At 68.5% G+C, this 22,211-nt stretch carries 18 protein-coding genes and 6 pseudogenes; 9 read left to right on the top strand and 15 right to left on the bottom strand.

The window, feature by feature from the left end; all coding sequences use genetic code 11:
- The first annotated feature begins 212 nt into the window (after positions 1 to 212).
- On the top strand, positions 213 to 557 hold the full coding sequence (locus tag C4B68_RS17390; protein WP_143674514.1) for a DUF4145 domain-containing protein: 345 nt from the start codon (positions 213 to 215) through the stop codon (positions 555 to 557).
- Positions 558 to 719: 162 nt separating this feature from the next.
- Here C4B68_RS17390 and C4B68_RS17385 read toward each other — a convergent pair whose 3' ends face one another.
- From C4B68_RS17385 to C4B68_RS17370, 4 genes and pseudogenes are all read right to left on the bottom strand, one after another.
- Positions 720 to 1,979, bottom strand: coding sequence for a cation:proton antiporter (locus tag C4B68_RS17385; protein WP_206337081.1), 1,260 nt, complete (start codon positions 1,977 to 1,979; stop codon positions 720 to 722).
- Between the two features lie 193 nt (positions 1,980 to 2,172).
- Positions 2,173 to 2,325, bottom strand: a pseudogene (locus C4B68_RS44735) (hypothetical protein); the annotation flags it as partial.
- A 315-nt stretch (positions 2,326 to 2,640) separates the two neighbouring features.
- The gene (locus C4B68_RS17375) at positions 2,641 to 3,354 is read right to left on the bottom strand and encodes a cysteine hydrolase family protein (RefSeq protein WP_099506180.1); all 714 of its coding nucleotides are present in this window, start codon (positions 3,352 to 3,354) and stop codon (positions 2,641 to 2,643) included.
- 153 nt (positions 3,355 to 3,507) lie between these two features.
- Positions 3,508 to 4,116 carry a TetR/AcrR family transcriptional regulator gene (locus tag C4B68_RS17370; protein WP_099506181.1) on the bottom strand — a complete coding sequence of 203 codons (609 nt, stop codon included), beginning with the start codon at positions 4,114 to 4,116 and terminating at the stop codon, positions 3,508 to 3,510.
- Between the two features lie 308 nt (positions 4,117 to 4,424).
- On the opposite strand from C4B68_RS17370, the pseudogene C4B68_RS41905 reads away from it, so the two are divergent.
- A pseudogene (locus C4B68_RS41905) lies at positions 4,425 to 5,237 on the top strand (transposase); the annotation flags it as partial.
- A gap of 438 nt (positions 5,238 to 5,675) precedes the next feature.
- On the opposite strand, the gene cynS reads toward C4B68_RS41905, so the two are convergent.
- Positions 5,676 to 6,146, bottom strand: a complete 471-nt coding sequence (cynS, locus tag C4B68_RS41900; RefSeq protein WP_099506182.1) for a cyanase — start codon at positions 6,144 to 6,146, stop codon at positions 5,676 to 5,678.
- A 63-nt stretch (positions 6,147 to 6,209) separates the two neighbouring features.
- Between cynS and C4B68_RS41895 the strand changes: the two are divergent.
- Positions 6,210 to 6,377 (top strand): annotated as a pseudogene (locus C4B68_RS41895) (LysR family transcriptional regulator); the annotation flags it as partial.
- 52 nt (positions 6,378 to 6,429) lie between these two features.
- Here the strand turns inward: C4B68_RS41895 and C4B68_RS17345 are convergent.
- Positions 6,430 to 7,491, bottom strand: a complete 1,062-nt coding sequence (locus C4B68_RS17345) for a glycoside hydrolase family 130 protein (protein ID WP_099506183.1) — start codon at positions 7,489 to 7,491, stop codon at positions 6,430 to 6,432.
- 361 nt (positions 7,492 to 7,852) lie between these two features.
- Here C4B68_RS17345 and hemB point away from each other — a divergent pair, with 361 nt between their 5' ends.
- A complete protein-coding gene (gene hemB, locus C4B68_RS17335) occupies positions 7,853 to 8,851 on the top strand; it encodes a porphobilinogen synthase (protein ID WP_099506184.1) in 999 nt (332 codons plus the stop codon).
- A gap of 34 nt (positions 8,852 to 8,885) precedes the next feature.
- On the opposite strand, the gene C4B68_RS17330 is transcribed toward hemB, so the two are convergent.
- Positions 8,886 to 9,767 carry a DUF4253 domain-containing protein gene (locus C4B68_RS17330; RefSeq protein WP_099506185.1) on the bottom strand — a complete coding sequence of 294 codons (882 nt, stop codon included), beginning with the start codon at positions 9,765 to 9,767 and terminating at the stop codon, positions 8,886 to 8,888.
- Between the two features lie 48 nt (positions 9,768 to 9,815).
- Positions 9,816 to 11,585 (bottom strand): arginine--tRNA ligase, encoded by a 1,770-nt coding sequence (gene argS / locus C4B68_RS17325; RefSeq protein ID WP_099506186.1) that lies wholly within the window; start codon positions 11,583 to 11,585, stop codon positions 9,816 to 9,818.
- Between the two features lie 237 nt (positions 11,586 to 11,822).
- Between argS and lysS the strand changes: the two genes are divergently transcribed.
- Positions 11,823 to 13,583 (top strand): lysine--tRNA ligase, encoded by a 1,761-nt coding sequence (lysS, locus tag C4B68_RS17320; RefSeq protein ID WP_099506203.1) that lies wholly within the window; start codon positions 11,823 to 11,825, stop codon positions 13,581 to 13,583.
- Between the two features lie 75 nt (positions 13,584 to 13,658).
- On the opposite strand, the gene C4B68_RS17315 is transcribed toward lysS, so the two are convergent.
- The 3 genes from C4B68_RS17315 to C4B68_RS42460 all read right to left on the bottom strand — a co-directional run bounded on the left by C4B68_RS17315 (position 13,659) and on the right by C4B68_RS42460 (position 17,008).
- The gene (locus C4B68_RS17315; protein WP_099506187.1) at positions 13,659 to 15,020 is read right to left on the bottom strand and encodes a DUF2637 domain-containing protein; all 1,362 of its coding nucleotides are present in this window, start codon (positions 15,018 to 15,020) and stop codon (positions 13,659 to 13,661) included.
- Between the two features lie 169 nt (positions 15,021 to 15,189).
- The gene (locus C4B68_RS17310) at positions 15,190 to 16,029 is read right to left on the bottom strand and encodes a DUF3558 family protein (RefSeq protein ID WP_099506188.1); all 840 of its coding nucleotides are present in this window, start codon (positions 16,027 to 16,029) and stop codon (positions 15,190 to 15,192) included.
- A 142-nt stretch (positions 16,030 to 16,171) separates the two neighbouring features.
- Positions 16,172 to 17,008, bottom strand: coding sequence for a hypothetical protein (locus C4B68_RS42460; RefSeq protein WP_099506189.1), 837 nt, complete (start codon positions 17,006 to 17,008; stop codon positions 16,172 to 16,174).
- A gap of 202 nt (positions 17,009 to 17,210) precedes the next feature.
- On the opposite strand from C4B68_RS42460, the gene C4B68_RS17300 reads away from it, so the two are divergent.
- Entirely contained in the window at positions 17,211 to 18,404 is a 1,194-nt protein-coding gene (locus C4B68_RS17300) for an RtcB family protein (RefSeq protein WP_099506190.1), read from the top strand.
- A gap of 92 nt (positions 18,405 to 18,496) precedes the next feature.
- Here C4B68_RS17300 and C4B68_RS41890 read toward each other — a convergent pair whose 3' ends face one another.
- The 3 genes and pseudogenes from C4B68_RS41890 to C4B68_RS17290 all read right to left on the bottom strand — a co-directional run bounded on the left by C4B68_RS41890 (position 18,497) and on the right by C4B68_RS17290 (position 19,908).
- On the bottom strand, positions 18,497 to 18,670 hold the full coding sequence (locus tag C4B68_RS41890; protein WP_167459101.1) for a hypothetical protein: 174 nt from the start codon (positions 18,668 to 18,670) through the stop codon (positions 18,497 to 18,499).
- A 149-nt stretch (positions 18,671 to 18,819) separates the two neighbouring features.
- Positions 18,820 to 19,455: pseudogene (locus tag C4B68_RS17295) on the bottom strand (SDR family NAD(P)-dependent oxidoreductase); the annotation flags it as partial.
- Positions 19,456 to 19,572: 117 nt separating this feature from the next.
- Positions 19,573 to 19,908, bottom strand: a complete 336-nt coding sequence (locus C4B68_RS17290) for a YnfA family protein (protein WP_099506192.1) — start codon at positions 19,906 to 19,908, stop codon at positions 19,573 to 19,575.
- Positions 19,909 to 20,220: 312 nt separating this feature from the next.
- Between C4B68_RS17290 and C4B68_RS17285 the strand changes: the two genes are divergently transcribed.
- From C4B68_RS17285 to C4B68_RS17275, 3 genes and pseudogenes are all read left to right on the top strand, one after another.
- The gene (locus C4B68_RS17285; RefSeq protein WP_373682274.1) at positions 20,221 to 20,547 is read left to right on the top strand and encodes a hypothetical protein; all 327 of its coding nucleotides are present in this window, start codon (positions 20,221 to 20,223) and stop codon (positions 20,545 to 20,547) included.
- Between the two features lie 252 nt (positions 20,548 to 20,799).
- Entirely contained in the window at positions 20,800 to 21,291 is a 492-nt protein-coding gene (locus C4B68_RS17280) for a MarR family winged helix-turn-helix transcriptional regulator (protein ID WP_099506194.1), read from the top strand.
- A gap of 27 nt (positions 21,292 to 21,318) precedes the next feature.
- Positions 21,319 to 21,609: pseudogene (locus C4B68_RS17275) on the top strand (zinc-binding dehydrogenase); the annotation flags it as partial.
- Positions 21,610 to 21,686: 77 nt separating this feature from the next.
- Here the strand turns inward: C4B68_RS17275 and C4B68_RS17270 are convergent.
- Positions 21,687 to 22,177: pseudogene (locus C4B68_RS17270) on the bottom strand (DUF6597 domain-containing transcriptional factor); the annotation flags it as partial.
- Positions 22,178 to 22,211: the final 34 nt, after the last annotated feature.

Raw genomic sequence — 22,211 nt, 5'->3', positions numbered from 1 at the left:
CTCCGGGGCCGGCGTTCAGCCGTCCAATGCCATGAGTCGTGCGAAGTCCCTTGCTACAGCTGTCTGTTCATGTCATCCTGCCAGGCTTTGCGTTATGGCATGGCGACGAGAGAGCCGGGGGAACGCATGGTGACGGCGGCAGCGGGAGCCCGTCCGGGGGAGACGCCGAGCAGGTTGCGCGATTGGCTGCGGGCTCAGCCAACTTCGGCCATTTGCTTCAGCACGAGCCGCTGTTGGTGACCCTGGGCTGTGCGGCGGAGTCGTACGTCCACACCGACCCGCACGCGGCCATGGTGAAGGCTCCTCTTTTCGGCGAGATCATGACCAAGCATCTGGTGACCTTGGTCAACCTCACCGTGCCCGGCAACAGGCAGGTCGACCGGATCAACGCCCTCAGTGGGGCAGACATCCTCGTGCCTCAAGTGCGCGCCTGGTTCGAGGCGATCCGCGCAACGGGCAACCGAGCTGTCCACGAGTACTACGCCAACGTTCGTGAAGCACTCCAGTCCGTGGAGACGTGCTTCCGCCTCGGCGACTGGCCCCGGCGGGAGGCGTAGCGCAGGCTCGCCCGGATGAGATGGACCACGCAGGTCTGCACGACGGCCTGAACTGGGCGGATGAGGTTTTCGGCAGGCGCAACCACCGCCATGCCCACGGCAGCCTGACCCAGGGCCGAGAACCGAGCACACTACACCCTGACACACCATCAACCAGCGAAATCACACCAAGTTGACAATGCCCCGCCGTGTCGGGCCATCCGCTGCCGGGTGCTGCCGGGAGCGGTGGAGAAGGGGCAGCGCGATCAGGGGGAAGAAGACCACGGAGAGCAGCCCGGCGGCGACCAGCGCGGACGCGTTCTCGGGTCGTATGGCGTCCAGTTTCAGGCCGATGGTCGCCGCGGCCACTATGACCGGCAGTGATGTGGCCTGGAGTAGAGCGCCGGCCGCGACTTCCGGCCAGGAGAGTCCGGCTGCGCGGTACAGCAGTGCCGGAAGGCCGCGGACCAGCAACAGCGCGGCCAGGAACATCGGCACCCGGAGGATGGTCCCGGCGTCCTCAAACAGGGCGCCGAGGTTGAACTGGATACCGCTCGTCACGAAGAACACGGGAACGAGGAATCCGTAGCCGAGGCCGGCGAGCTTCATGTGGAAGCGGGGGTGGGACCGTTCGGCGTGGGGGTCGACCAGCCGGAGGACGGCACCTGCGACGAAGGCGCCGAGGATGGCCTCGAAGCCCAGGTGGAGCGCCATCGCCGAGAGCCCGACGACCAGCAGCATCGCCAGCCGGAGGCGGATCTGGGCACTGGTGTCGGCCAGCCGGTCGAGGGTGCCGGTCAGCGAGGCCCACCGTCCGATGCGTACGGACGCCGCGACGATGAGCGCCGAAATCCCAGCCAGGGCAAGGAGAAGGAGGATCCGCGAGCCCGCACCGGAGCTTCTTTCCGAGAAGAGCAGCGACAGAAGGACGACGGCTCCGACCTCGCCGGCCGATGCGCCGCCGATCGTCAGCTGTCCCACCGGCCGGTCGATCGCCCCGGAGTCCTTGAGGATCGGGACCAGCAGACCCAGCGACGTCGCCATGAGAGCAGTGCCGACCAGCAGGGGATTCTCGACGAGTCCGGCGATGTGCATGAGCCCGCCGACCGCAGCCGCAAGGGCGGCCGAGGCGAACAGGCCGGTGCCGATCAGCCGCGCGCGGGGCCCGCGGAGCTGCTGGATGTCGATCTCCAGGCCGGCGAGGAACAGCAGGAAGCCCAGGCCGATGACCGACAGCATGTCGACGGCGGTGTCCGCCTCGACGACGTGCAGCACGGCCGGGCCGAGGACGATGCCCGCCAGGATTTCGAGCACCGCGCCGGGGAGGGGAAGCCGGGGGACCGTGGCGAGCAGAAGCGGCACACCGGCCGCTATGGCCAGCACGATCAGAAGGTTGTCGTAGCCCATGGGGACTCCAGTGGCGAGGAGGGTGTGGTCCGTCAAGCCGACGCTCCGTGCCGTGGGTGCTCCCACGGACAGCCGGGGCCGTTTCGCGGACGGTCTTGCCGTCCGCCGCGAGCTGCAGCACCGGCGTCTGGCCGGCGATGCCGGCCGGCGGGTCGGCCGCGTGCGCCTGCACGAACGCGCCGACCGCGGCGTCCAGCGCGTCCGCGTCCACGCGGGCCAGAGCCCGGGTGAGGGTGGTGGCCACGGGCAGCCGGGCCGCGTCCCCGTTCGGGACCTCCAGGGCGGCGAGAATGCCGGCGCCCCGGCCGCGGGCCCAGCGGATCACGCCGCGCACCGAGCGCACCCCGCACAGCAGGGCGCAGGCCGCCAGGCCGATCAGCATCGGCCAGCCGTGCGTGACCAGGTGTGAGGTGCGCGGGTCGGGAACCTCGCGGACCGCATCGAGCAGCGAGGGCAGCCGCTCTGACGTGCACAACTCCTCTGCGGACAGACCGCGTTGATCAAGAAGCCGGCGGGAGGAGGACAGGGTGGGGCAGGATGGCATGCGGGCGCGGCCTTCACGATCATGCTGATGGGAATCAACGTGATCATGGACGGTCGCGCCCTTCGCCGTTCACCCACCCCTCACATCCAGCATCCGAGCACGCATCACGCCTGCACCCAACCGCGTACGTCCTTCGGTCGTCGGATGCGGTGGTCAGTGTTCGCGCAGCGCCGCAACAGCTTCCGCCGTCGTCCACGTCGCACTGGCCAGATAGCGGTAGTTGACGAGCGCGGAGAGGTACCCGTCGCCTTCGGGAAGCCGGGCTCCGGCTGTGGCGTCACGCACGACGACCACTTCGAAGCCCTGCTCGATGAGTTCACGCAGATGGCTCTCGACACACAGATTGGCGGCCATGCCGGCCAGGATGACCTGCGAGACTCCGTGCTTGCGCAGTTGAAGGACGAGGTCGTTCGACTCGGGCCCGAAGATCTTGTGCGGCGAGGTGACGATGGTCCTGCCGTCGAGGATGTGTTCCCGGTAGGCGGGCAGGAAGTCGGCCCCGGAGAGCGCGAAGCCGTCGAGAGTGAGAGGGCCCGGGCGCTTGAACATGCCCACAGCGTGCATGTACTGCTCCAGCGGGCCGCCGAACTGCCAGGCATCGTCGGACGGGTAGTAGTAGTGCGGCGAGATCGCCACGGTGATGTCAGCGGCCTTGGCGGCTTCAAGCAGTTGCCCGATATGGAGAACGGTGTCGTTGTCGGTGACGCTGCCACCGAAGACTTCCCATGTGGCACCGGCCGGGCTGAGGAAGTCGATCTGCGGGTCGGTGACGACGAGAGCCGTGCGTGACAGGTCGAGACGGAAGCCGCTGTCCGGAAGCGCGGGCGCGGAGGGCTCTGCGTAGGGGTTGGCCTGGTTGGACGTCATGAGTGGACTCCTGATTGGTAGCTCGAAGGTGCAAGAGCAATTGCATCATAACTGTCCAGTCGTCTATAAATCCATGAGCGACTCGTGTGGGTCCGATAACCGAGAGTCATCGATCTGGCCCCCGCACACAGGGGCACTGCGGAGTGTCGGTCCTCAGGTGGAGGTCGTCTGCGTGCCGAGCAGCCGTGGCAGGGCTGTAGCGAGAAAGCGGTCGTAAGGGGCACTGCTCCGGTCGAGGCGGCCCCGCATGGCCGCGCCCTCCCAGGATTCGATGAGCATGGACGCCAGCTCGGTCGCCTCGGGGGAAGCTGCGGCGTGCTGCCCGCTTCCGCTCTCCGCGAGGCAGCCTGCGACCAGGCGGGACCAGTGGTCCATGATGGCGGCCAGTTCCTCACGCGCCTCTTGATTGCCGTCGGACAGTTCGAGGGTCATATTGCCGATGAGGCATCCCAATGCGAAGTCCTGCTCGGCATGGTCCCGGGTCATAGCCTCGAAGAACCGGACGACGCGCCGTACGGGCGGAGTGGACTCGTCGCTGAGTATGGGGGCGTGATCGCGGACGATCCCGGCCCAGTACTGCCTGAGGACGGCAGCGGCGAAGGCGTTCTTGCTGCTGTAGTAGCTGTAGAACGAGCCCTTGGGCACACCGGCGGTGTCCGTGATCTCTTTGATGCCTACCGCGTTGAACCCCTGGGAGTGGAAAAGGGTCAATCCCGCATTGAGGAGGTTCTCACGGACGAGGGGATTCGCAGGTCGGGACACAGGCTCATTCTACCGCCGGCCTTGCGTGATGATCCGTCAGGTTGTCGGTGAGCCCCTTTCCGCTCACCGGGACAGGTCGCTCGCGGACCGGTACATGCCGCAGCGACCTCGCCGACAGTACCGCGGCCGGCCGCCGGACCGGCGAGATCCACAGGCCCGTCCGCGGGGACATGCTCGGCGACAGCGGTCGCACCAAGCGGGACACGGGCGTCCGGGATGACCGGGGGTAGGGGGCCGGCCACGGCCGGTCCGCATAGGGATCGGCGTCCAGGAAACGTGCCACCCGGACGTTCTGGTCGGCTGCCGAGCTGGCCCGATGCGACCCGAAGACCGTCCAACGCTACGTCCAAGCCCGCGACGGTGGCCGGAACCCATTCGAGCGGGCCGCAGGCCCGAAGCTGATCGACCCGTTCCTGGAGAAGATCGAGGAGTGGGTCGACCAGTCGAAGGCGAAGATCCGCGTCGATGTCGCCCATGACCGGCTGCTCGACCTGGGTTACGCGGGCGGCCCGCGCTCGACTCGCCGGGCGGTGAACGCGGCGAAGACCGCGTGGCGGGCGGGCAAGCGCCGCACCTATCGGCCCTGGATCCCCGAGCCGGGGATGTGGCTGCAGTCCGACTGGGGCGAGGGCCCGAAGATCGGCGGTCGGCGGACGTGGCTGTTCTGTGCGTGGCTGGCCTGGTCCCGGTTCCGGGTGGTCATCCCGGTCTGGGACTGCACGCTCGGCACCCTGGTCTCCTGCCTGGACACCACGCTCCGCCGCCTGGGCGGGGCGCCGACCTGCGTGCTGACCGACAACGCCAAGACGGTCACCGTCGAGCACATCGCCGGGATCCCGGTCCGGCACCCGCAGATCGTCGCTGCGGGCCGCTACTACGGCTGCCAGGTCGAGAGCTGCGTGCCCTACGACCCGGAGTCCACGGGCGGCGCGGAGGCCACCGTCCGGATTGCAAAGGCGGATCTGGCGCCCACGGAGGCGAACCTGGGCGGCGAGTACGCCACGTTCACCGAGCTCGCCGCCGCCTGCGACCACTGGTGCGAGCAGGTGAACAACCGGCGGCACCGCTCGACGGGGCAGATACCCCCCGACCGGCTCCACGTCGAACGGCACCGGCTGCACCGGCTCCCCGACGAGCCGTTCGCGCTGGCCCTGGGCGAGGAACGGCTGGTCAATGACGACCAGACGATCAGCTTCGGCTCGGTGCGCTACGCGACTCGGCGCGGCCACGTCCGCACCAAGGTCTGGTGCCGGATCGTCGGCGAGGAATTGGTGGTGACGGCCCGCCAGGAGACCGACCTCGTCGAGATCGCCCGGCACAAGGTCTCCACTCCGGGCGCCCCGCAGATCCTCGACGAGCACTACCCGTGCCACCCGTCCTGCCGCAGCGTCCACCGGCCGGTTCCCAAGCCGCGGACCGAGGCCGAGATCGCCTTCCTGGCGATCGGGCCCGGCGCGGAACGCCGGCTGATCGAGGCCGGTCCGGCCGGAGCGGTGAGGATCCGCGCCAAGATGGCCCGCGGCGTGATCAAGCCCCGAAGGACTTACGAACTCGACCACTTAGAAGGGCTTGTAGGGCAGGTACTTTCCGTCCAGAGTTATCACGGCGCGCTCGCCGCCCTCGGGGTCGGCGACCTTCTTTACGTCGAGCTTGAAGTTGATCGCGGAGATGATGCCGTCACCGAACTGCTCGTGGACCAGGGCCTTGAGCGTGGTGCCGTAGACCTGGATTATCTCGTAGAAGCGGTAGACCGTGGGGTCGGTGGGGATGCCGCCCTCGATCGAGCCGCGGGTGGGAATGGTGCGCAGCAGCATCGCCGCGTCGTTGTCCAGGCCGAGGAGCTCGGCGACGGCCTTGGCCGACTTCTCCGGCAGGGCGTGCTGGCCGAGGACGGCGGCGGTGACGAACGCGACCGACAGGCCGGCGGCGTCCGCGATCTGCTGCCAGGTGAGGTCCTTGCGGGTCTTGGCCTCGACTGCGGCGATTGCGAGCTGCTGACGGGCGTTGCTGTCGAACTGAGCGTGCACCATGGGAATGGTTCCTTTCAGGCGGTCCGTCCCGTGAGGTTGCAGGGGGTCGGGAAGGAGCCGGAGCTGCGTCATCTGCGCTACCTGCTCGCAGTCGGCGAGCACGCAAACTTCACCCGTGCCGCCGAGGAACTGCACATCGCCCAGCCCACCCTGTCCCAGCAGATCAGGCAACTGGAGAAGGCCCTGGGTGTCCAGTTGCTGGACCGCACCGGCCGCCGGACGGCGCTGTCACGTTGTTGGGCGCGTGGGTCTCTGACAGCGCGTGGAAAGTCCTCGTTGAGAATCAGGACGCCACCGTGCGGTAGAAGAACATCTCTCGAGTCTCAGGCGCGGAGTCCCATCCCTGCGCGAAGGCGAGTGTGCCGTTCAGGCTGGTAAGCCCTCCCCAGGCCAGGGAGCCACCTCGGTTGAGGGCTCGCTGAGTGAAGGGTGCATTTCTGGAAAACAGGGCCTGCGCGGCGGCGAAATCGCCGTTCTCGTCGCTGTAGAAGAAGTCCAGGACCAGATCGTGCGACTCGTCATGCTCGGTGACGGCGCAGGCGACCTCGTAGAGCGTGCCGCCGAGTTCGGTCAGATCAAGGTACTGCTGCGGCTCGAAGGTCCAGTTGATCATGTCGGTTGACCGGCCCACGTAGCGGATTCCGTTACAGCCCTCCGACAAGTACATGAGGTACTGTCCGTCGATCTTCACGGCCTCGCCGTTCGGATTGCGAGGGATGACCGCGCCTTTCGCCCACAGCCTGGAGACTTCGTACGGCACGGCAAGGCCGAGCTTCTCCCAGTGCAGTAGGTCGTCCGACACGGCTACGTTGATATCGCACCCCAGTGTCTCCACTGGATATCCGGGCGATGGGTATTCCGATTGCTCTTGGGAGCCGGCTGCTGACCAGATTCCGTTGTAAAACATGAAATAGCGACCCTCGGCCGCGTAGACCTTTGGGTCTTCACAACTCAGCAGCTCATTGTCCCTGGTTGGGAAGATGATGGGGTTGTCTGCGAAGTCCACCCAACCTGATCCGTCGTTGATTGCAAGCCCGATTCGGCTGGCGGTCGACTCTTTCCGCGGCGAGGCACGGTAGAAAAGGTGGAGCGACGAGTCCTTGACGATCGCAGACGGATTGAATATTGAACTCGAGGTCCAGCCGATTCCGGTCGGATCATTCCACTGGCCGGTGGGGCGAAATGTGAGCGAATCATCCTTTGTAAACGGCCCCAGCGCCCATGCAGGCCGAGAGCTGTAACTGGCCGAGAATTGGTCCGTCGAGATCGCGGCGGTCAGCGGGTTGTCGAAGGTGAGTGCGTCGGAATAGGCCGCCGCGAGTTCCTTCGGAGAGAGTGGAATCATGATCCGTTCTTCCTGTCAGGAACGGGCCGTAAGGAGACAGCGCTCCAACGGCTCATCGTTCACAGGAACGCTATGGGAGCTAGACAACGTTGTCTAGATACAGCCGTGCAGACATGAACGGGTCCGGGCACGCCGCGAGGCATACCCGGACCCGGCCAGGTGGAGCCGGTCAGTGGCAGTTCTCGCCCGGTCGGCACGGACCGCGCTTGGCGAAGTCGCGTTTTTCCGCCGCCTCCGCCCCTGCCCGTCCCGTACCTGGGGGCTCCGCCCCCAGACCCCCGCTCCTCAAACGCCGGACGGGCTGAAATCTGCCGACAGCGCGTCGGCATAGGTGCCCGTGGGGCGGGCGTAGCGTAGGGCCATGACGAAGTACGGATCCTTCCCCGGTACGCGGCCGCGGCGGCTGCGTACGTCGCCTGTCATGCGGCGCATGGTTGCCGAGACCCGCCTGCACCCCGCCGACCTCATCCTTCCCGCGTTCGTGCGGGAGGGCGTGAGCGAGCCGGTGCCGATCGCGGCGATGCCCGGGGTCGTACAGCACACGCGGGACAGCCTGAAGAAGGCGGCCGTGGAGGCGCTGGAGGCCGGGGTCTCCGGGATCATGCTGTTCGGCGTACCGGAGGACTCGAAGAAGGACGCCCTCGGGACGCCCGGGACCGACCCGGACGGGATCCTGCAGGTCGCGATCCGCGACGTACGCGCCGAGGTCGGCGACGAACTGCTCGTGATGTCCGACCTGTGTCTCGACGAGACGACCGACCACGGGCACTGCGGAGTGCTCGACGCGGAGGGCCGTGTCGACAACGACGCGACGCTGGAGCGGTACGCGGAGATGGCTCAGGTGCAGGCCGACGCCGGGGCGCATGTGGTCGGGCCCAGCGGGATGATGGACGGTCAGGTCGGGGTCATCCGTGACGCGCTCGATCAGACCGGGCACGAGGACGTCGCCATCCTCGCTTACACCGCCAAGTACTCGTCCGCCTTCTACGGCCCCTTCCGGGAGGCTGTTGGCTCGTCCCTGAAGGGCGACCGCAAGACGTACCAGCAGGACCCCGCCAACGTACGGGAATCCATGCGGGAGTTGGCCCTCGACCTCGAAGAGGGCGCCGACATGGTGATGGTCAAGCCGGCGGGGCCGTACCTGGACATCCTGGCCAAGGTCGCGGACGCGGTCGACGTGCCCGTCGCCGCGTACCAGATCTCCGGTGAGTACTCGATGATCGAGGCCGCAGCGGAGAAGGGCTGGATCGACCGCGACAAGGCCGTCCTGGAGACCCTGACCGGCATCAAGCGGGCCGGGGCCCAGAACATCCTCACCTACTGGGCCACCGAGGTCGCCCAGAAGCTGGGCGCTCGGTAGCTCCGCCAGATGCCGCTGCCCGGGTGACGTGAGGTCAGTCCCACCAGAAGGACCACGCCTGTTTGCCCAGCACCTCCTGGGCCGCGTACGCGCGCAGCGTCTCGTGGTCGCCCTGGGTGATGTTGTCCGGGCAGAAGGCGAAGTGTTCGGCGGCGACGGCCTCCGCCTCGGCCATGGTCGTGGGCGGGGCCGCCACCGACAGGACCAGCTGGTCGAAGGTGAGGGCCACGACGCGTATACCGAAGCGGTCCTCCCAGGAGCGCAGGACGGCGCACAGGCGCGCCACGTCGCCCTCGTAGTTCACCGGTCCCGACCAGCCGATCGCCGCCGGGATGTCCGCGCTGCGGCGCGCCGGGACGAGCGCGAGGCGCGGCTCCTTCATCCACGTGCCGCTGTCCGCAAGGGAGTCGGCGATCTCGGCGGCGCGGGTGTCCGGGTCGGCCGCACGCTCGGTGGCGGGGGCGAGGCCCGGCCACGCGGGACCGTAGGGGGCGACCGTCTCCTCGTACGGATGCGGCTCCCCGAAGATCTCGACGACCTTCTCCTTGCCGGGGTAGTCCTTGTCCGCGCCGAGTTCGTCCGCCGCGTAGTCCTCCCAGAACTCCGCGAGCACCTCCTCGGCGTCGTGATCCCCGGGATACGACACCTCGCCGGGCGTCAACTCCCAGTCCTCCGGGCCGCCTTGAGGGCCGCCGATGTCGATGAGCAGCGGGAGCAGCCCGGACGTCCGCCGGGCGGGCTCGAGCGCCGCCCAGCCGCCGGGGGCGGCCGACGCGTCGGCGTGCCACAGCAACGGCTCGTGCCACGGGCCTTCATAGGTCGCGTCGATCAGTCTCCCGGACGGGAGCTCAAGCCCGAGCGAGCGGCCGCTCGGGTCGGCCGCCAGCCCGGGCAGCGGGTTCGGAAGTGTCGCCATGCCAGTGACTGTAGGGGCAGCCACTGACAACGCCCCCGCGGCGGTTTGTCAGAGGCGCTCGGGCGTCCTGATTCCCAGCAGCGCCATCCCCTGATGCAGCGTGCGGGCCGTGAGGTCGACGAGGAACAGGCGGTTCTCGACGACCTCCGTCGGGTTGTCGTCGCTCAGGACCTGGCACTTGTCGTAGAACGAGGTCAGGAGGGACGCCAGGTGGTAGAGGTACGCGGCCAGCTTGTGCGGCGCGTACTCCTGCGCGACCTCCGCGATCGTCTCCGCGAAGCGGTCCAGGTGCAGGCCCAGCTCGCGCTCCGCCGGGGCGAGTTCCAGCTCCGGGTGGGCGGCAGGGCGCGCCTCGCCCGCCTTGCGCAGGATCGACTGGATACGGGCGTACGCGTACTGGAGGTACACGGACGTGTCGCCGTTCAGCGAGACCATCTGGTCCAGGTCGAACTTGTAGTCCCGTACGGCGGAGGTCGACAGGTCCGCGTACTTCACGGCGCCGATGCCGACGTACCGGCCGTTCTCCTCGATCTCCTGCTCGGTCAGGCCCACCTTCTCGGCCTTCTCCCGTACGACGGCCGTGGCGCGGTCGATCGCCTCGTCCAGGAGGTCGACCAGACGCACCGTCTCGCCCTCACGGGTCTTGAACGGCTTGCCGTCCTTGCCGAGGACCGTGCCGAAGGCGAGCTGGTGGGCCTTGACGTCGTCGTTCAGCCAGCCGGCCCTGCGGGCGGTCTCGAAGACCATCTTGAAGTGCAGGGACTGGCGGGCGTCCACGACGTACAGGAGAGTGTTCGCCTTCAGGTTGAAGACGCGGTCCCTGATCGCGGACAGGTCCGTCGCCGCGTAGCCGTAGCCGCCGTCCGACTTCTTCACGATCAGCGGGACCGGGTTGCCGTCCGGGCCCTTCACGTCGTCGAAGAACACGCACAGCGCGCCGTCGGAGCGGACCGCCACGCCCGACTCCTCCAGGAGGCGGCACGTCTCGTCCAGCATGTCGTTGTAGCCGGACTCGCCGACCACGTCCGCGTCGCGGATCTCCATGTCCAGCTTGTCGAAGACCGAGTAGAAGTAGATCTTCGACTCGTCCACGAACTTCTGCCACATGGCCAGCGTCTCGGGCTCGCCCGCCTGGAGATCCACCACCCGGCGCCGCGCCCGCGTCTTGAACTCCTCGTCGGAGTCGAAGACCGTCCGCGCCGCCTTGTACAGGCGGTTCAGGTTCGACATGGCTTCCTCACCGGAGACCTCGCCGCCCTTGTGGTCCAGCTCGTGCGGGTGATCGATCAGGTACTGGATGAGCATGCCGAACTGGGTGCCCCAGTCGCCGATGTGGTGCCGGCGCACGACGGACTCGCCGGTGAACTCCAGGATCTGCACCACCGCGTCGCCGATCACGGCCGAGCGCAGGTGGCCTACGTGCATCTCCTTCGCCACGTTCGGCTGCGCGTAGTCGATGACCGTCGTGCCCGGTTGCTCCGTGACGGGCACGCCGAGGCGCTCGCCGTCCGCGTACCGCTGCGCGAGGTTCTCGGTGATCGCCCGGTCGGTGATCGTGATGTTCAGGAAGCCGGGCCCGGAGACCTCGATGTCCTTGATCACGTCACCCGTGGTGATCCGCTCGACGACCTGCGTCGCCAGGTCGCGCGGGTTCGCCTTCGCCTTCTTCGCGAGGGCCAGGATCCCGTTGGCCTGGAAATCGGCCCGGTCGCTTCGTCGCAGCAGCGGGTCCGCGGAACCGGCCTCCGGCAGGGCTGCCGAGAGGGCGTCCGCGAGGCGCTGGTGGACGGAAGCGGTGAGGGACGTGACCGAGGCCATGGAGTGGGTGCCGTTCTCCTCGAAGGATTCAGATAGACCCAGTCAGTATCCCATGGGGGACAACCGGATTTTTCGGCGGCGACGCGGCGGTGGCGCGGCGGCGGCGCATGCCGCGGGCGCGCCAGCGGAGCTCGGTGAAAAGCCGTTTTCGCGGTTCCCGCCGTAGCTGGGAGAATGGTCGCGTCAGCCGTGCGACCGTACCGGCTGCTCTCGCAGGAACTCCCGGAAAAAGAGGACGTGCCGATCGTGGCTCAGAGCACCGAGACCACCGACTGGGTCTCCCGTTACGCGGATGAGGTCATCGCCGAGTCGGAGCGTCGTGCCCCGGGCGAAGTGACATCAGTCGCTACCGCTCCGGTTGTGGTCGTCGCGTCCGGGCTCTCGCCCTCCGGGCCGATCCACCTCGGCAACCTCCGCGAGGTCATGACCCCGCACCTCGTCGCCGACGAGATCCGCCGCCGCGGATACACCGTGCGCCACCTGCTCTCCTGGGACGACTACGACCGCTTCCGCAAGGTCCCGGTCGGCATCCCCGGCGTCGACGACTCCTGGAGCGAGCACATCGGCAAGCCGCTGACCTCGGTGCCGGCCCCGAAGGGCTCGGAGTACCCGAACTGGGCCGAGCACTTCAAGGCCGCGATGATCACGTCGCTGGCCGAGCTCGGCGTCGAGTACGACGGGATCAGCCAGACCGAGCAGTACACCTCCGGCGCGTACCGCGACCAGGTCCTCTTCGCGATGAAGCACCGCGGTGACATCGACGCGGTCCTGGCGCAGTACCGGACCAAGAAGGCCCCCGGCAAGAAGCAGCAGAAGCCGCTTGACGAGGCCGAGATCGAGGCCGCCGAGGGGTCCGGCGCCGCCGCCGAGGCCGACGGCAGCTCCGCCGCCGGGTACTACCCCTACAAGCCCTACTGCGGCCGGTGCGAGAAGGACCTCACCACCGTCACGGCGTACGACGACGAGACGACCGAGCTGACGTACACCTGTACGGCCTGCGGTTTCTCCGAGACCGTCCGGCTGAACGAGTTCAACCGCGGCAAGCTGGTCTGGAAGGTCGACTGGCCCATGCGCTGGGCCTACGAGGGTGTCGTCTTCGAGCCGAGCGGTGTCGACCACTCGTCGCCGGGGTCGTCGTTCCAGGTCGGCGGGCAGATCGTCGGGATCTTCGGCGGCAAGCAGCCGATCGGCCCGATGTACGCCTTCGTCGGCATCTCCGGCATGGCGAAGATGTCCAGCAGCAAGGGCGGGGTCCCCACCCCGGCCGACGCCCTCCAGATCATGGAGCCGCAGCTGCTGCGCTGGCTGTACGTCCGCCGCCGCCCCAACCAGTCGTTCAAGATCGCCTTCGACCAGGAGATCCAGCGGCTGTACGACGAGTGGGACAAGCTCGCTGGCAAGGTGGCCGACGGGTCCGTCCTGCCGGCCGACGCCGCCGCGTACGCCCGTGCCGTCGGCACCGCCGCCGGGGAGCTGCCCGAGACCCCCCGTCCGATGTCGTACCGCACCCTCGCGTCCGTCGCCGACATCACCGCGGGCCACCAGGACCAGGCCCTGCGCATCCTGAGCGAACTCGACCCCGAGAACCCGCTCACGTCCCTCGACGAGGTCCGGCCCCGGCTCGACAAGGCCGAGACCTGGATCAACACGCAGGTCCCGGCCGAGGAGCGCACCGTCGTCCGCGACGAGCCCGACGTCGAGCTGCTCACGTCCCTCGACGACCAGGGCCGCGACTCGCTGCGCCTGCTCCTGGAGGGCCTGGAGGAGAACTGGTCCCTCGACGGGCTCACCCACCTCGTCTACGGCGTCCCCAAGGTCCAGGCCGGCTTCGCCGCCAACGCCACCGCCAAGGAGCTCCCGCCGGAGATCAAGGTCGCCCAGCGCACGTTCTTCGCGCTGCTGTACCACCTGCTCGTCGGGCGTGACACCGGGCCGCGTCTGCCCACGCTGCTGCTCGCGGTGGGACAGGACCGCGTGCGCAAGCTGCTCGGGGCCTGATCGCCCTTGTAGCCCTTGTACGACGATGGGGGGCGCCCGGTGATCACCGGGCGCCCCCCATCCACGTAAACAGGCCTATGCGATGTGGTCCTCCTCCAGCTCCAGGTTGAAGCGGTTCTGGAAGCGGTCCGAGAGGTTCTTCAGGGCGCTGGGGCTGAGCGTCTCGCCGTACGTGGCCTCGATGTTGTCGCCGAGGACGCGGGGCGTGGGGAAGCTGCCGTCTATCGACTGACGGAACACCTGGTAGTACCTCTCCTCCTGGGCCTTCTCGTCGGAGAGCGGGGTCAGCTCCTCACGCGGCGTGGGGATGGGGAGCGGCTCCGGCTGGGGCTCCGGCGGCATGGCCTGGGGGTGGAGTTGCTCCACCACGCCGCCCTCGCCCAGCTGGCGGGTGCGGCCTGAGGTGACCGGGATCGGGAAGCTGCCCGTCTCCTCCGGGCCGGGCTCGTACGCCTGGGCCTGCTGCTCCTCGTACCACTGCTGGTACTGCTCCTCGGGGACGTACGCGGGGTCGTAGCCGCCCCCGTAGACGATCTCCTGGGGGGCCTGTGCGGAGAACCAGGGGCTCTCCTCCGGCAGTTGCTGGTCCTGTGCGTAGTCCGGTTGCTGCGCGGGCTGGTCGCCGTCGGGGCGGCGCTGCTCGCCGGGAGGTCCCGCCTTCTGCGGGGCGGGCGCCGCGTCGGCCGCTGTGCCGAGTGGCGCGGGTGCCTCCAGTTCCGGCTTCGGCGCCGGGGGCAGCAGCGCCGGCTCGATCCCGGCCGCCGCCAGCCCCGCGGGTGCCGTTTCCGCCAGCGGGACCCCGTACTTCGCCAGCCTCAGCGGCATCAGCGACTCCACCGGGGCTTTGCGGCGCCAGGCGCGGCCGAAGCGGGAACGCATCCGGGCCTGGTAGACGAGTCGTTCCTGCTCCAGCTTGATGACCTGCTCGTAGGAACGGAGTTCCCACAGCTTCATGCGGCGCCACAGGAGGAAGGTGGGGACCGGGGAGAGCAGCCAGCGGGTGAGGCGGACGCCCTCCATGTGCTTGTCGGCGGTGATGTCCGCGATGCGGCCGACCGCGTGCCGGGCCGCCTCGACCGCGACCACGAACAGGATCGGGATCACGCTGTGCATGCCCACGCCCAGCGGGTCCGGCCAGGCCGCCGCGCCGTTGAACGCGATCGTCGCCGCGGTCAGCAGCCATGCCGTCTGGCGCAGGAGCGGGAACGGGATCCTGATCCAGGTCAGGAGCAGGTCCAGGGCAAGGAGGACGCAGATGCCCGCGTCGATGCCGATCGGGAACACGTAGGAGAAGTTCCCGAAGCCCTTCTTGAGGGCGAGCTCGCGGACGGCGGCGTACGAACCGGCGAAGCCGATACCGGCGATGATGACCGCACCGGTGACGACCACGCCGATGAGCACCCGATGCATACGTGTGAGCTGAATGGGCGCGGCCACCCGTACTCCCCTCCCCTTGCGTGTTGTTGCGCGCAACAGGGTGGCACATGTGTGTGGCGTACGGACGCGCGGTACTGGAGGAGCCCGGACCCTGCGGGGTCCGGGCTCCTCCAATTGTCCTGGTACGTCTACGAGTTGAGCCGCAGACCGAGACCTCGGCCAAGCCGGGTCAGCTCTTCTCGGCCGCGGACTTGGACGGCGACGCCGACTTCGACGCCGACGGAGGCGTGCTCGCCTTGGCGCCGCTCCCGCCCTCGTCCTCGTTCGCGGCGGACACCGCGGCCATTGCCTCCTTCGCGGCCTTCTCGGCCGCCTTCAGCAGGTCGGCGGCGCTCGGGGTCTTCTCGCCCGCGAGACCGGCGCCGTTGTAGTCGAGGGTGACGACGACGTTCTCGACGCGGGCCACGACCGTCTGCTGCTTGAAGGAGCCTTCCTTCTTCTTCAGGTCGTACGACACGGCCGTCGCCTCGTCGCCCGTCCCGGACACCGGCTCCGACTCGGTCTTCTTCGCACCCGTCACCGACTGCGCGCCCGTGACCTGCTTCTCGAAGTACGCGTGCGCCTGCTCGTTGCCGTCACCGCGCGAGTCCGACTCGAAGCGCAGCAGGGCCACGTTCAGCCAGCGGAACTGCGAGCCCTTCACTCCGTTGTTGTCGAGGCTGCTCCAGTTACAGTTGCCCCGCGCCGCCACATCGTCCGACTTGCCCTCCTTGCCGGACTTGGCACCCTTCGGGACCAGTTCGCCCAGCGTCTTCTTCGACAGCACCGAGCAGGGCTCGGGCAGCGTCGAGTACGCGGCCGGCTCGATGGCGTTGGCCGAGGCGCTCGCGGATGCCTTCGCGTCGGGGCTCGAACCGGCGCTCTTCTTGTCGTCACCGGAGCCGGAGTCCGAGGAACAGCCGGCGGCGACGAGCATCACCGGGACGGCGGCTGCGCTGACAAGGATGCGGGTGAGTCGCGGTGCTCGGCCTACTCGCTGTGCTGGTCGGTGCATGGTTCCTTCACTCATGGCGCTCGTGGTGCGGCCGCACATGGCAGGTGCGACCGGTCGGGTCCGAGGGGCCACGGTACGCGGTGAGACGCCTGTGCGTTTCCGGTTCGTGGGGTTTGAGGAGGGAACCGGGAGAGAGCCGGGAGGTGGCGCGGGTCCGCTACGAGTTGAGCGTGTCCGCGAGCTTCTGCGCCAGTTTCCGCGCCCTGTCCTGCATTTCCTCGCTGTCCGGAGCGTCGGTGGACGCGGTCGGCTGCTCGGCGTACTCGATCGTCACGATCACGTTCGACGTGCGGAACACCACAGTCACCGTGCGCCGCTGGGTCGTCGAGGACGCGGCGCTCAGCTTGTCGTTCAGGAACGCCTCGTCGCCGAGGTCGTCGAGAGTGCGGGGCTGGAGGGCGGCGGGGGGTTTGCTCGGGGAAGCGGGGGCGGTGGGGGAAGTGGCGGATGTGGAGGGGGCGGAAGGGGTGGCGGTGGCAGTGCTCGAGGCGCTACCCGAGGCACTGGTACTGGGGTTGGCGCTCCCGGTGCTGGAGCCGGCCGGCTCGGGAAGGTTGGCCGCCGTCTCCTTGCCCGTGTAGATCTGCGAGGCCTTGCCGTCGTCGCTCACCGCGTTGTCGTACGAGACCACGCGCTCGAAGTCGACGAAGAGGTGGTCGGAGGCGGACGTGGACTCCACCCTCCAACGGCAGCCGTCGCGCCGGTCCGTGTCGTACGTGAGCGTGGCCTCGCCCTGGTACGCCTTGTCGCGCTGCTCCTCGTCGGCGATCTGCCGGATGCCGGGCAGCAGCGAGTCGAGGCTGTCGCGACCGACCGAGCCGCACGCCTGCGGGATCGTGCGGTACTTGCCGGGCTGGGCCGCCGACGCCGTCGTACCGGTGGTGCTGCCCTTCGAGTCGTCCGCCGCGCCACCGCTCGCGGAAACACCCGTGCAGCCCGCCAGCAGTGCCGCGAGGAGCGCGGCGACGGCGGGTACGTACGCCTTCCGCTGCACGGTGAGGCTCCTCTCGACGATTCCGGACGGCAGTGCGGCCGGGGTGTCCTGTGGTTATTCGGTTGCCGCGTGGGGGCGGCCCCTGGAGACAATGTGTATCGCACGCACTGCCGTGAACGCCGGTCCGTTGTCCTATACGTCGACCTTGGCGTCGGTTTTGCGATTTAAGGCTTCTGTTGTTTTCCGGGGGAATGGGGAAGAAATGTCGTATGTGGAGATGCCCGGCGCGAAGGTCCCGATCCGCATGTGGACGGACCCCGCGACGGTCGAGGACGTCGCGCTGCGCCAGCTCCAGAACGTGGCGACGCTGCCGTGGATCAAGGGTCTCGCGGTCATGCCCGACGTCCACTACGGGAAGGGCGCGACGGTCGGGTCCGTCATCGCCATGCGGGACGCCGTGTGTCCCGCGGCGGTGGGGGTGGATATCGGGTGCGGGATGTCCGCCGTCAAGACGTCGCTCACCGCCAATGACCTGCCGGGGGATCTTTCGCGGCTGCGGTCGAAGATCGAGCAGGCCATTCCGGTGGGGCGGGGGATGCACGAGTCGCCGGTCGAGCCGGGGCGCTTCCACGGGCTGGCCACGGCCGGGTGGGACGACTTCTGGGGGCGGTTCGACGGGATTGCCGATGCGGTCAAATTCCGTCAGGAGCGTGCCACGAAGCAGATGGGAACGCTCGGAAGCGGGAATCACTTCACGGAAGTGTGCGTAAGTGAGGACGGTTCGGTCTGGCTGATGCTCCACTCCGGTTCCAGGAACATCGGCAAGGAGCTGGCCGAGTACCACATCGGCGTCGCCCAGAAGCTTCCGCACAACCAGGGGCTGGTCGACCGTGACCTCGCCGTCTTCGTCGCAGACACGCCGCAGATGGCGGCGTACCGCAACGACCTGTTCTGGGCGCAGGAGTACGCGAAGTACAACCGCACGATCATGATGGCGCTTCTGAAGGACGTCATCCGCAAGGAGTTCAAGAAGGCCAAGCCGGTCTTCGAGCCGGAGATCAGCGCTCATCACAACTACGTTGCCGAGGAGCGGTACGGCGGGATGGATCTGCTGGTGACCCGCAAGGGCGCGATCCGCGCGGGTTCCGGCGAGTACGGGATCATCCCCGGCTCGATGGGCACGGGTTCGTACATCGTGAAGGGGCTGGGAAACGAGAAGTCCTTCAACTCGGCCTCGCACGGCGCGGGGCGGCGCATGAGCCGTAACGCGGCGAAGCGCCGCTTCTCGACGAAGGACCTGGAGGAGCAGACGCGCGGCGTCGAGTGCCGCAAGGACTCCGGCGTCGTGGACGAGATCCCGGGCGCGTACAAGCCGATCGAGCAGGTGATGGAGCAGCAGAGCGACCTTGTGGAGGTCGTGGCGAAGCTGAAGCAGGTCGTCTGTGTGAAGGGCTGAGGCGCAGACCTGTGCGCGGGGCCCTGGCATGTGGTGTGTCGGGGCCCTGTTTTGGCGTGTCGGGGGCCTCTTTCAGTCGCGCGCCGGCGTGGTTACTTCGCGTGCGTTACCGCGTAGATCATGACGAAGGCCACGATGTGGATGCCGAAGAGGAAGTACGCGAGGAAGTACCAGACCTTGCGTTCGTTCTTCGTCTCCTCGGCGAGGCGGCGCTGTTCGAGGGCGCGTTGCCGCTGTTCCCGGTCGTTCGTCGGCTCGGTGGTCACAGTTCCCGGTGGACCTTCGTGTTCGACGCCTGTGCGCGGGGGCGGACGAGGAGGAGGTCGACGTTGACGTGGCTGGGGCGGGTGACCGCCCAGGTGATGGTGTCGGCTACGTCGTCGGCGGTGAGGGGCTGGGCCACGCCCGCGTAGACCTTGGCGGCCTTCTCGGCGTCGCCGCCGAAGCGGGTCAGTGCGAACTCGTCGGTCTTGACCATGCCGGGCGCGATCTCGATGACCCGCACCGGCGTGCCGACGATCTCCAGGCGGAGGGTTTCGGCGAGGACGTGCTCGGCGTGCTTGGCGGCGGCATAGCCGGCGCCGCCCTCGTAGGTGCCGTGGCCCGCGGTCGAGGAGAGCACCACGACCGTGCCGTCGCCGCTCGCGGTGAGGGCGGGGAGGAGGGCCTGGGTGATGTTCAGGGTGCCGATGACGTTCGTCTCGTACATCAGGCGCCAGTCCGCCGGGTCGCCCGTCGCGACCGGGTCGGCGCCGAGCGCTCCGCCCGCGTTGTTGACCAGGACGCCGATCGTCTTGAACGCCGTCGCGAACTCGTCGACCGCGGTGCGGTCCGTGACGTCCAGGGCGTACGCCGTTGCCTGGCCGCCCGCCTTGTTGATCTCTTCCGCCAGCGTCTCGATGCGGTCCTTGCGGCGGGCGGTGAGGACGACGCGGTAGCCGGCGGCGGCGAGCTGCCGTGCCGTCGCCGCGCCGATGCCGCTGCTCGCGCCGGTCACCACGGCGATGCGGGAGGTTGCGGTGGGCGCGTTGGGCGCGGCCGGCGGGGTCATTCGGGCTCCTCGGGCGAGTGCGGCGATTCTCGTCAGGATAGGCCGGTGGTGAGTGGTGGCGTCGAGCCGTCCGGGTGCCGGAAGGGGGTGCGGTCGGTTTCCCGGAGTGGGGTGCGGTCAGTTTCCGCGTGGCGCGTACATGATTACCGCCATTCCCGCCAGGCAGATCAGCGCGCCCGTGACGTCCCAGCGGTCGGGGCGGTAGCCGTCGGCGATCATGCCCCAGGCGAGGGAGCCGGCCACGAAGACCCCGCCGTACGCGGCGAGGATGCGGCCGAACTCGGGGTTCGGCTGGAGGGTGGCCACGAAGCCGTATATGCCGAGGGCCATCACACCGGCGCCGATCCAGAGCCAGCCGCGGTGTTCGCGTACGCCCTGCCAGACCAGCCAGGCGCCGCCGATCTCGAAGAGTGCGGCGACGACGAAGAGGGCGGCGGAGCGGAGGATCAGCATGCGGTCACTTTTGCATGCCGGGTCGTATCGGGTGTCCTACCGGGTGGCAGGCCGGGTCTGCGCGGGTTTCAGGCCGGGTCTGCGCGGCTTTCGTCACCTGATGGACGGCGCCTGTCGGTCGTCAGGTGTGGGATATATCCGGTGACCGGGTGCCCGAGCGGAGGAAGTGACGTCATGCGGATGTTGTGTGCGGTGGGTGCGGGGGCTTTGTTGCTGGTGAGTGCGGCGCCGGCGTCGCCCGTTGCCGCGGTGGCTCCTGAGGCCGATCTTGCCTATCACGGGTACGTGGCCATGGGGCGAGGGAGCGTCTCCGTGCGGTTCACTCCCCAGAACCATGGGCCGAGCCCCGTCGCCGACGCGACGGTTCGGCTGAGCTGGTCCGTGCAACTCGCGGATGTGCAGCAACTGCCGGAGGGCTGTGCGCGGGTGGAGGCCCGGGCGGTGGTGTGCCGGACGGGGGCGTTGGACGCGGATGGGCTGGGGGAGGAGATCCGGCTGACGGTGCGGCTGCGGGGGGAGCCGTCCGAGGTGGCGATGTCGTTCGACACGGTGTGGGGTGGTGGGGCCGTGGATGGGAATCGGGTTAATGATCGACAGCGGGTGTTGGTGCTGGATACGGGTGACTCGTACGTGTTCTAGCGGGGGCGCTTTCTGCCGGGTTCGCTTTCTGCCGGTGGGTGGGTCGGGGCCGTGCCGGTACATCCGCCCGTCGCCGCTGGATCCGACGTTGCCCTAAGGAGCCGTTTCCAGATTCGAACGTAAGCGACGGGCATGTGATGTACCGGCACGGCCCCTTCCGTGCGTTTGCGGCTGCAGGCCGTTGGCCGCAGCCGTCTCTCGGGGATGTCTGCGTCGTACGATTACTGTCTGGCGCAGATGAAGGGTGCGGGTATGGCCGGGAGCGGGCGGGAGCGGTTGCTTGACGAGTTGGGCACGGTGTCGCGGCGTTATATGGCGTCGTACGCGCTCTTCAATCAGGCCCTTGCCGATCATTTGAAGCTGCATCCGACGGATGTGCAGTGTCTGAATCTGCTGAGTCTGGGGGACGGGCCCGTAACGACCGGGCGGATCGCGGAGATGACCGGGCTGACGACCGGGTCGGCTACGCGGCTCGTGGATCGGCTGGAGAAGGCCGGCTATGTCGTACGGGAGCGGGACGCCGTCGATCGGCGGCGGGTGCTCGTGGCTACCGTGCCGGAGAAGATGGCCGAGCTCGGGCAGATGTGGGATCGGTTGGGGGGCGGATGGTACGCGCTCTTCGATGGGCTTGAGGATGATGAACTCGCCCTGATCATCGGGCATATGCTGCGCACGGTCGACTTCACCGCGGAGCAGATGGATCGGCTGAGGGGTGGGGATCTTCAAGGGGATTCGGAGTCGTAGCGCTCTCGCGCCTCGTTGACCTGCGTGGACGCTGTGCTGGATGCCGCAGTCCTTGGCGAGGCAGCCCTGGAGTGGGTGCGGGACGGGGGCGCCTGTGCCGGTGTGATCCCGCAGGCGGCCCCCGCCTCGGTGCGCGGGGTGCGGACCGGTGCGGTCGAGGTGAACGCGGACGGCGCCCGCCTTGCCGAGCTGGCCGGGCTCGTGGACGAGGGGGCGCTGACTCTCCGGGTGGCCGAGACGTACGCCCTGGACGAGGCGGCCAAGGCGCACGCCCGGCCGGCGGAGGGCGGGGTGCGGGGGCGGGTGGGCCTCCTCCCCTGGCGTTCTAGTGATGGTGTTCCTGTGGTGCCTTGCGCGGCAGCAGCCGTACGAGGAGAAGGCATGCGGCGACGGCGCTCGGCCTGGGGATCGGGCTGGGGGCCGAGGGCGAGGAGGAACGCGTCGAGGGCCGCCACGCGGGCGTCCTCGGCGTCGGGGCGAGGATCGCGCTGGGGTCCGTGTCCGGGTACACCTCGGGCCGGCGTATCCGCCTGCCCGTCCACTCCGTCACCGGCTGCCCCGGGGCGAAGGCCCGGAAGCCGCCCGGCCGGAACTTGATGCCGCACACCCGGCCCCGTCCGTCCAGCTTCTGCGTGAAGAGGCTGAGCTGGATGCCCGCGAGCTCGGCGAAGGGTTCCTGGCCCTCGAACTGATGGAAGACGATGTTGACCGCCGGGTGCGGGACCACGTGGGAGACGTACGGCTCGGAGAGGTTCCAGTCGATCAGCCAGTACTGCTCGACATGGCGGCGCAGGGGCCCGGCCGGTTCGCGGCGCCGGAAGTGGACGCGCGCGAAGAGTTCCGCGGCGTCGACGATGCCTCGGGTGTCATGGCGTGGGACGGCCATGAGGGGATCGTAGGGCGGGGCGCTGACATCGTCG

This window comes from Streptomyces dengpaensis, from assembly GCF_002946835.1.
Lineage (GTDB): Bacteria > Actinomycetota > Actinomycetes > Streptomycetales > Streptomycetaceae > Streptomyces > Streptomyces dengpaensis.
The sequence above is the reverse complement of the archived record's forward strand: the minus strand, read 5'-3'. Positions and strand labels throughout refer to the sequence as shown.

Bases quoted from the DNA above. Each gene is read 5' to 3' on its own strand.
- argS (WP_099506186.1), bottom strand. From the start codon at position 11,585: ATGGCCTCGGTCACGTCCCTCACCGCTTCCGTCCACCAGCGCCTCGCG.
- hemB (WP_099506184.1), top strand. From the start codon at position 7,853: ATGACGAAGTACGGATCCTTCCCCGGTACGCGGCCGCGGCGGCTGCGT.
- C4B68_RS17280 (WP_099506194.1), top strand. From the start codon at position 20,800: ATGGCCGGGAGCGGGCGGGAGCGGTTGCTTGACGAGTTGGGCACGGTG.
- C4B68_RS17375 (WP_099506180.1), bottom strand. From the start codon at position 3,354: ATGACGTCCAACCAGGCCAACCCCTACGCAGAGCCCTCCGCGCCCGCG.
- C4B68_RS17300 (WP_099506190.1), top strand. From the start codon at position 17,211: ATGTCGTATGTGGAGATGCCCGGCGCGAAGGTCCCGATCCGCATGTGG.
- C4B68_RS17330 (WP_099506185.1), bottom strand. From the start codon at position 9,767: ATGGCGACACTTCCGAACCCGCTGCCCGGGCTGGCGGCCGACCCGAGC.
- C4B68_RS17345 (WP_099506183.1), bottom strand. From the start codon at position 7,491: ATGATTCCACTCTCTCCGAAGGAACTCGCGGCGGCCTATTCCGACGCA.
- cynS (WP_099506182.1), bottom strand. From the start codon at position 6,146: ATGGTGCACGCTCAGTTCGACAGCAACGCCCGTCAGCAGCTCGCAATC.
- C4B68_RS17310 (WP_099506188.1), bottom strand. From the start codon at position 16,029: ATGAGTGAAGGAACCATGCACCGACCAGCACAGCGAGTAGGCCGAGCA.
- C4B68_RS17290 (WP_099506192.1), bottom strand. From the start codon at position 19,908: ATGCTGATCCTCCGCTCCGCCGCCCTCTTCGTCGTCGCCGCACTCTTC.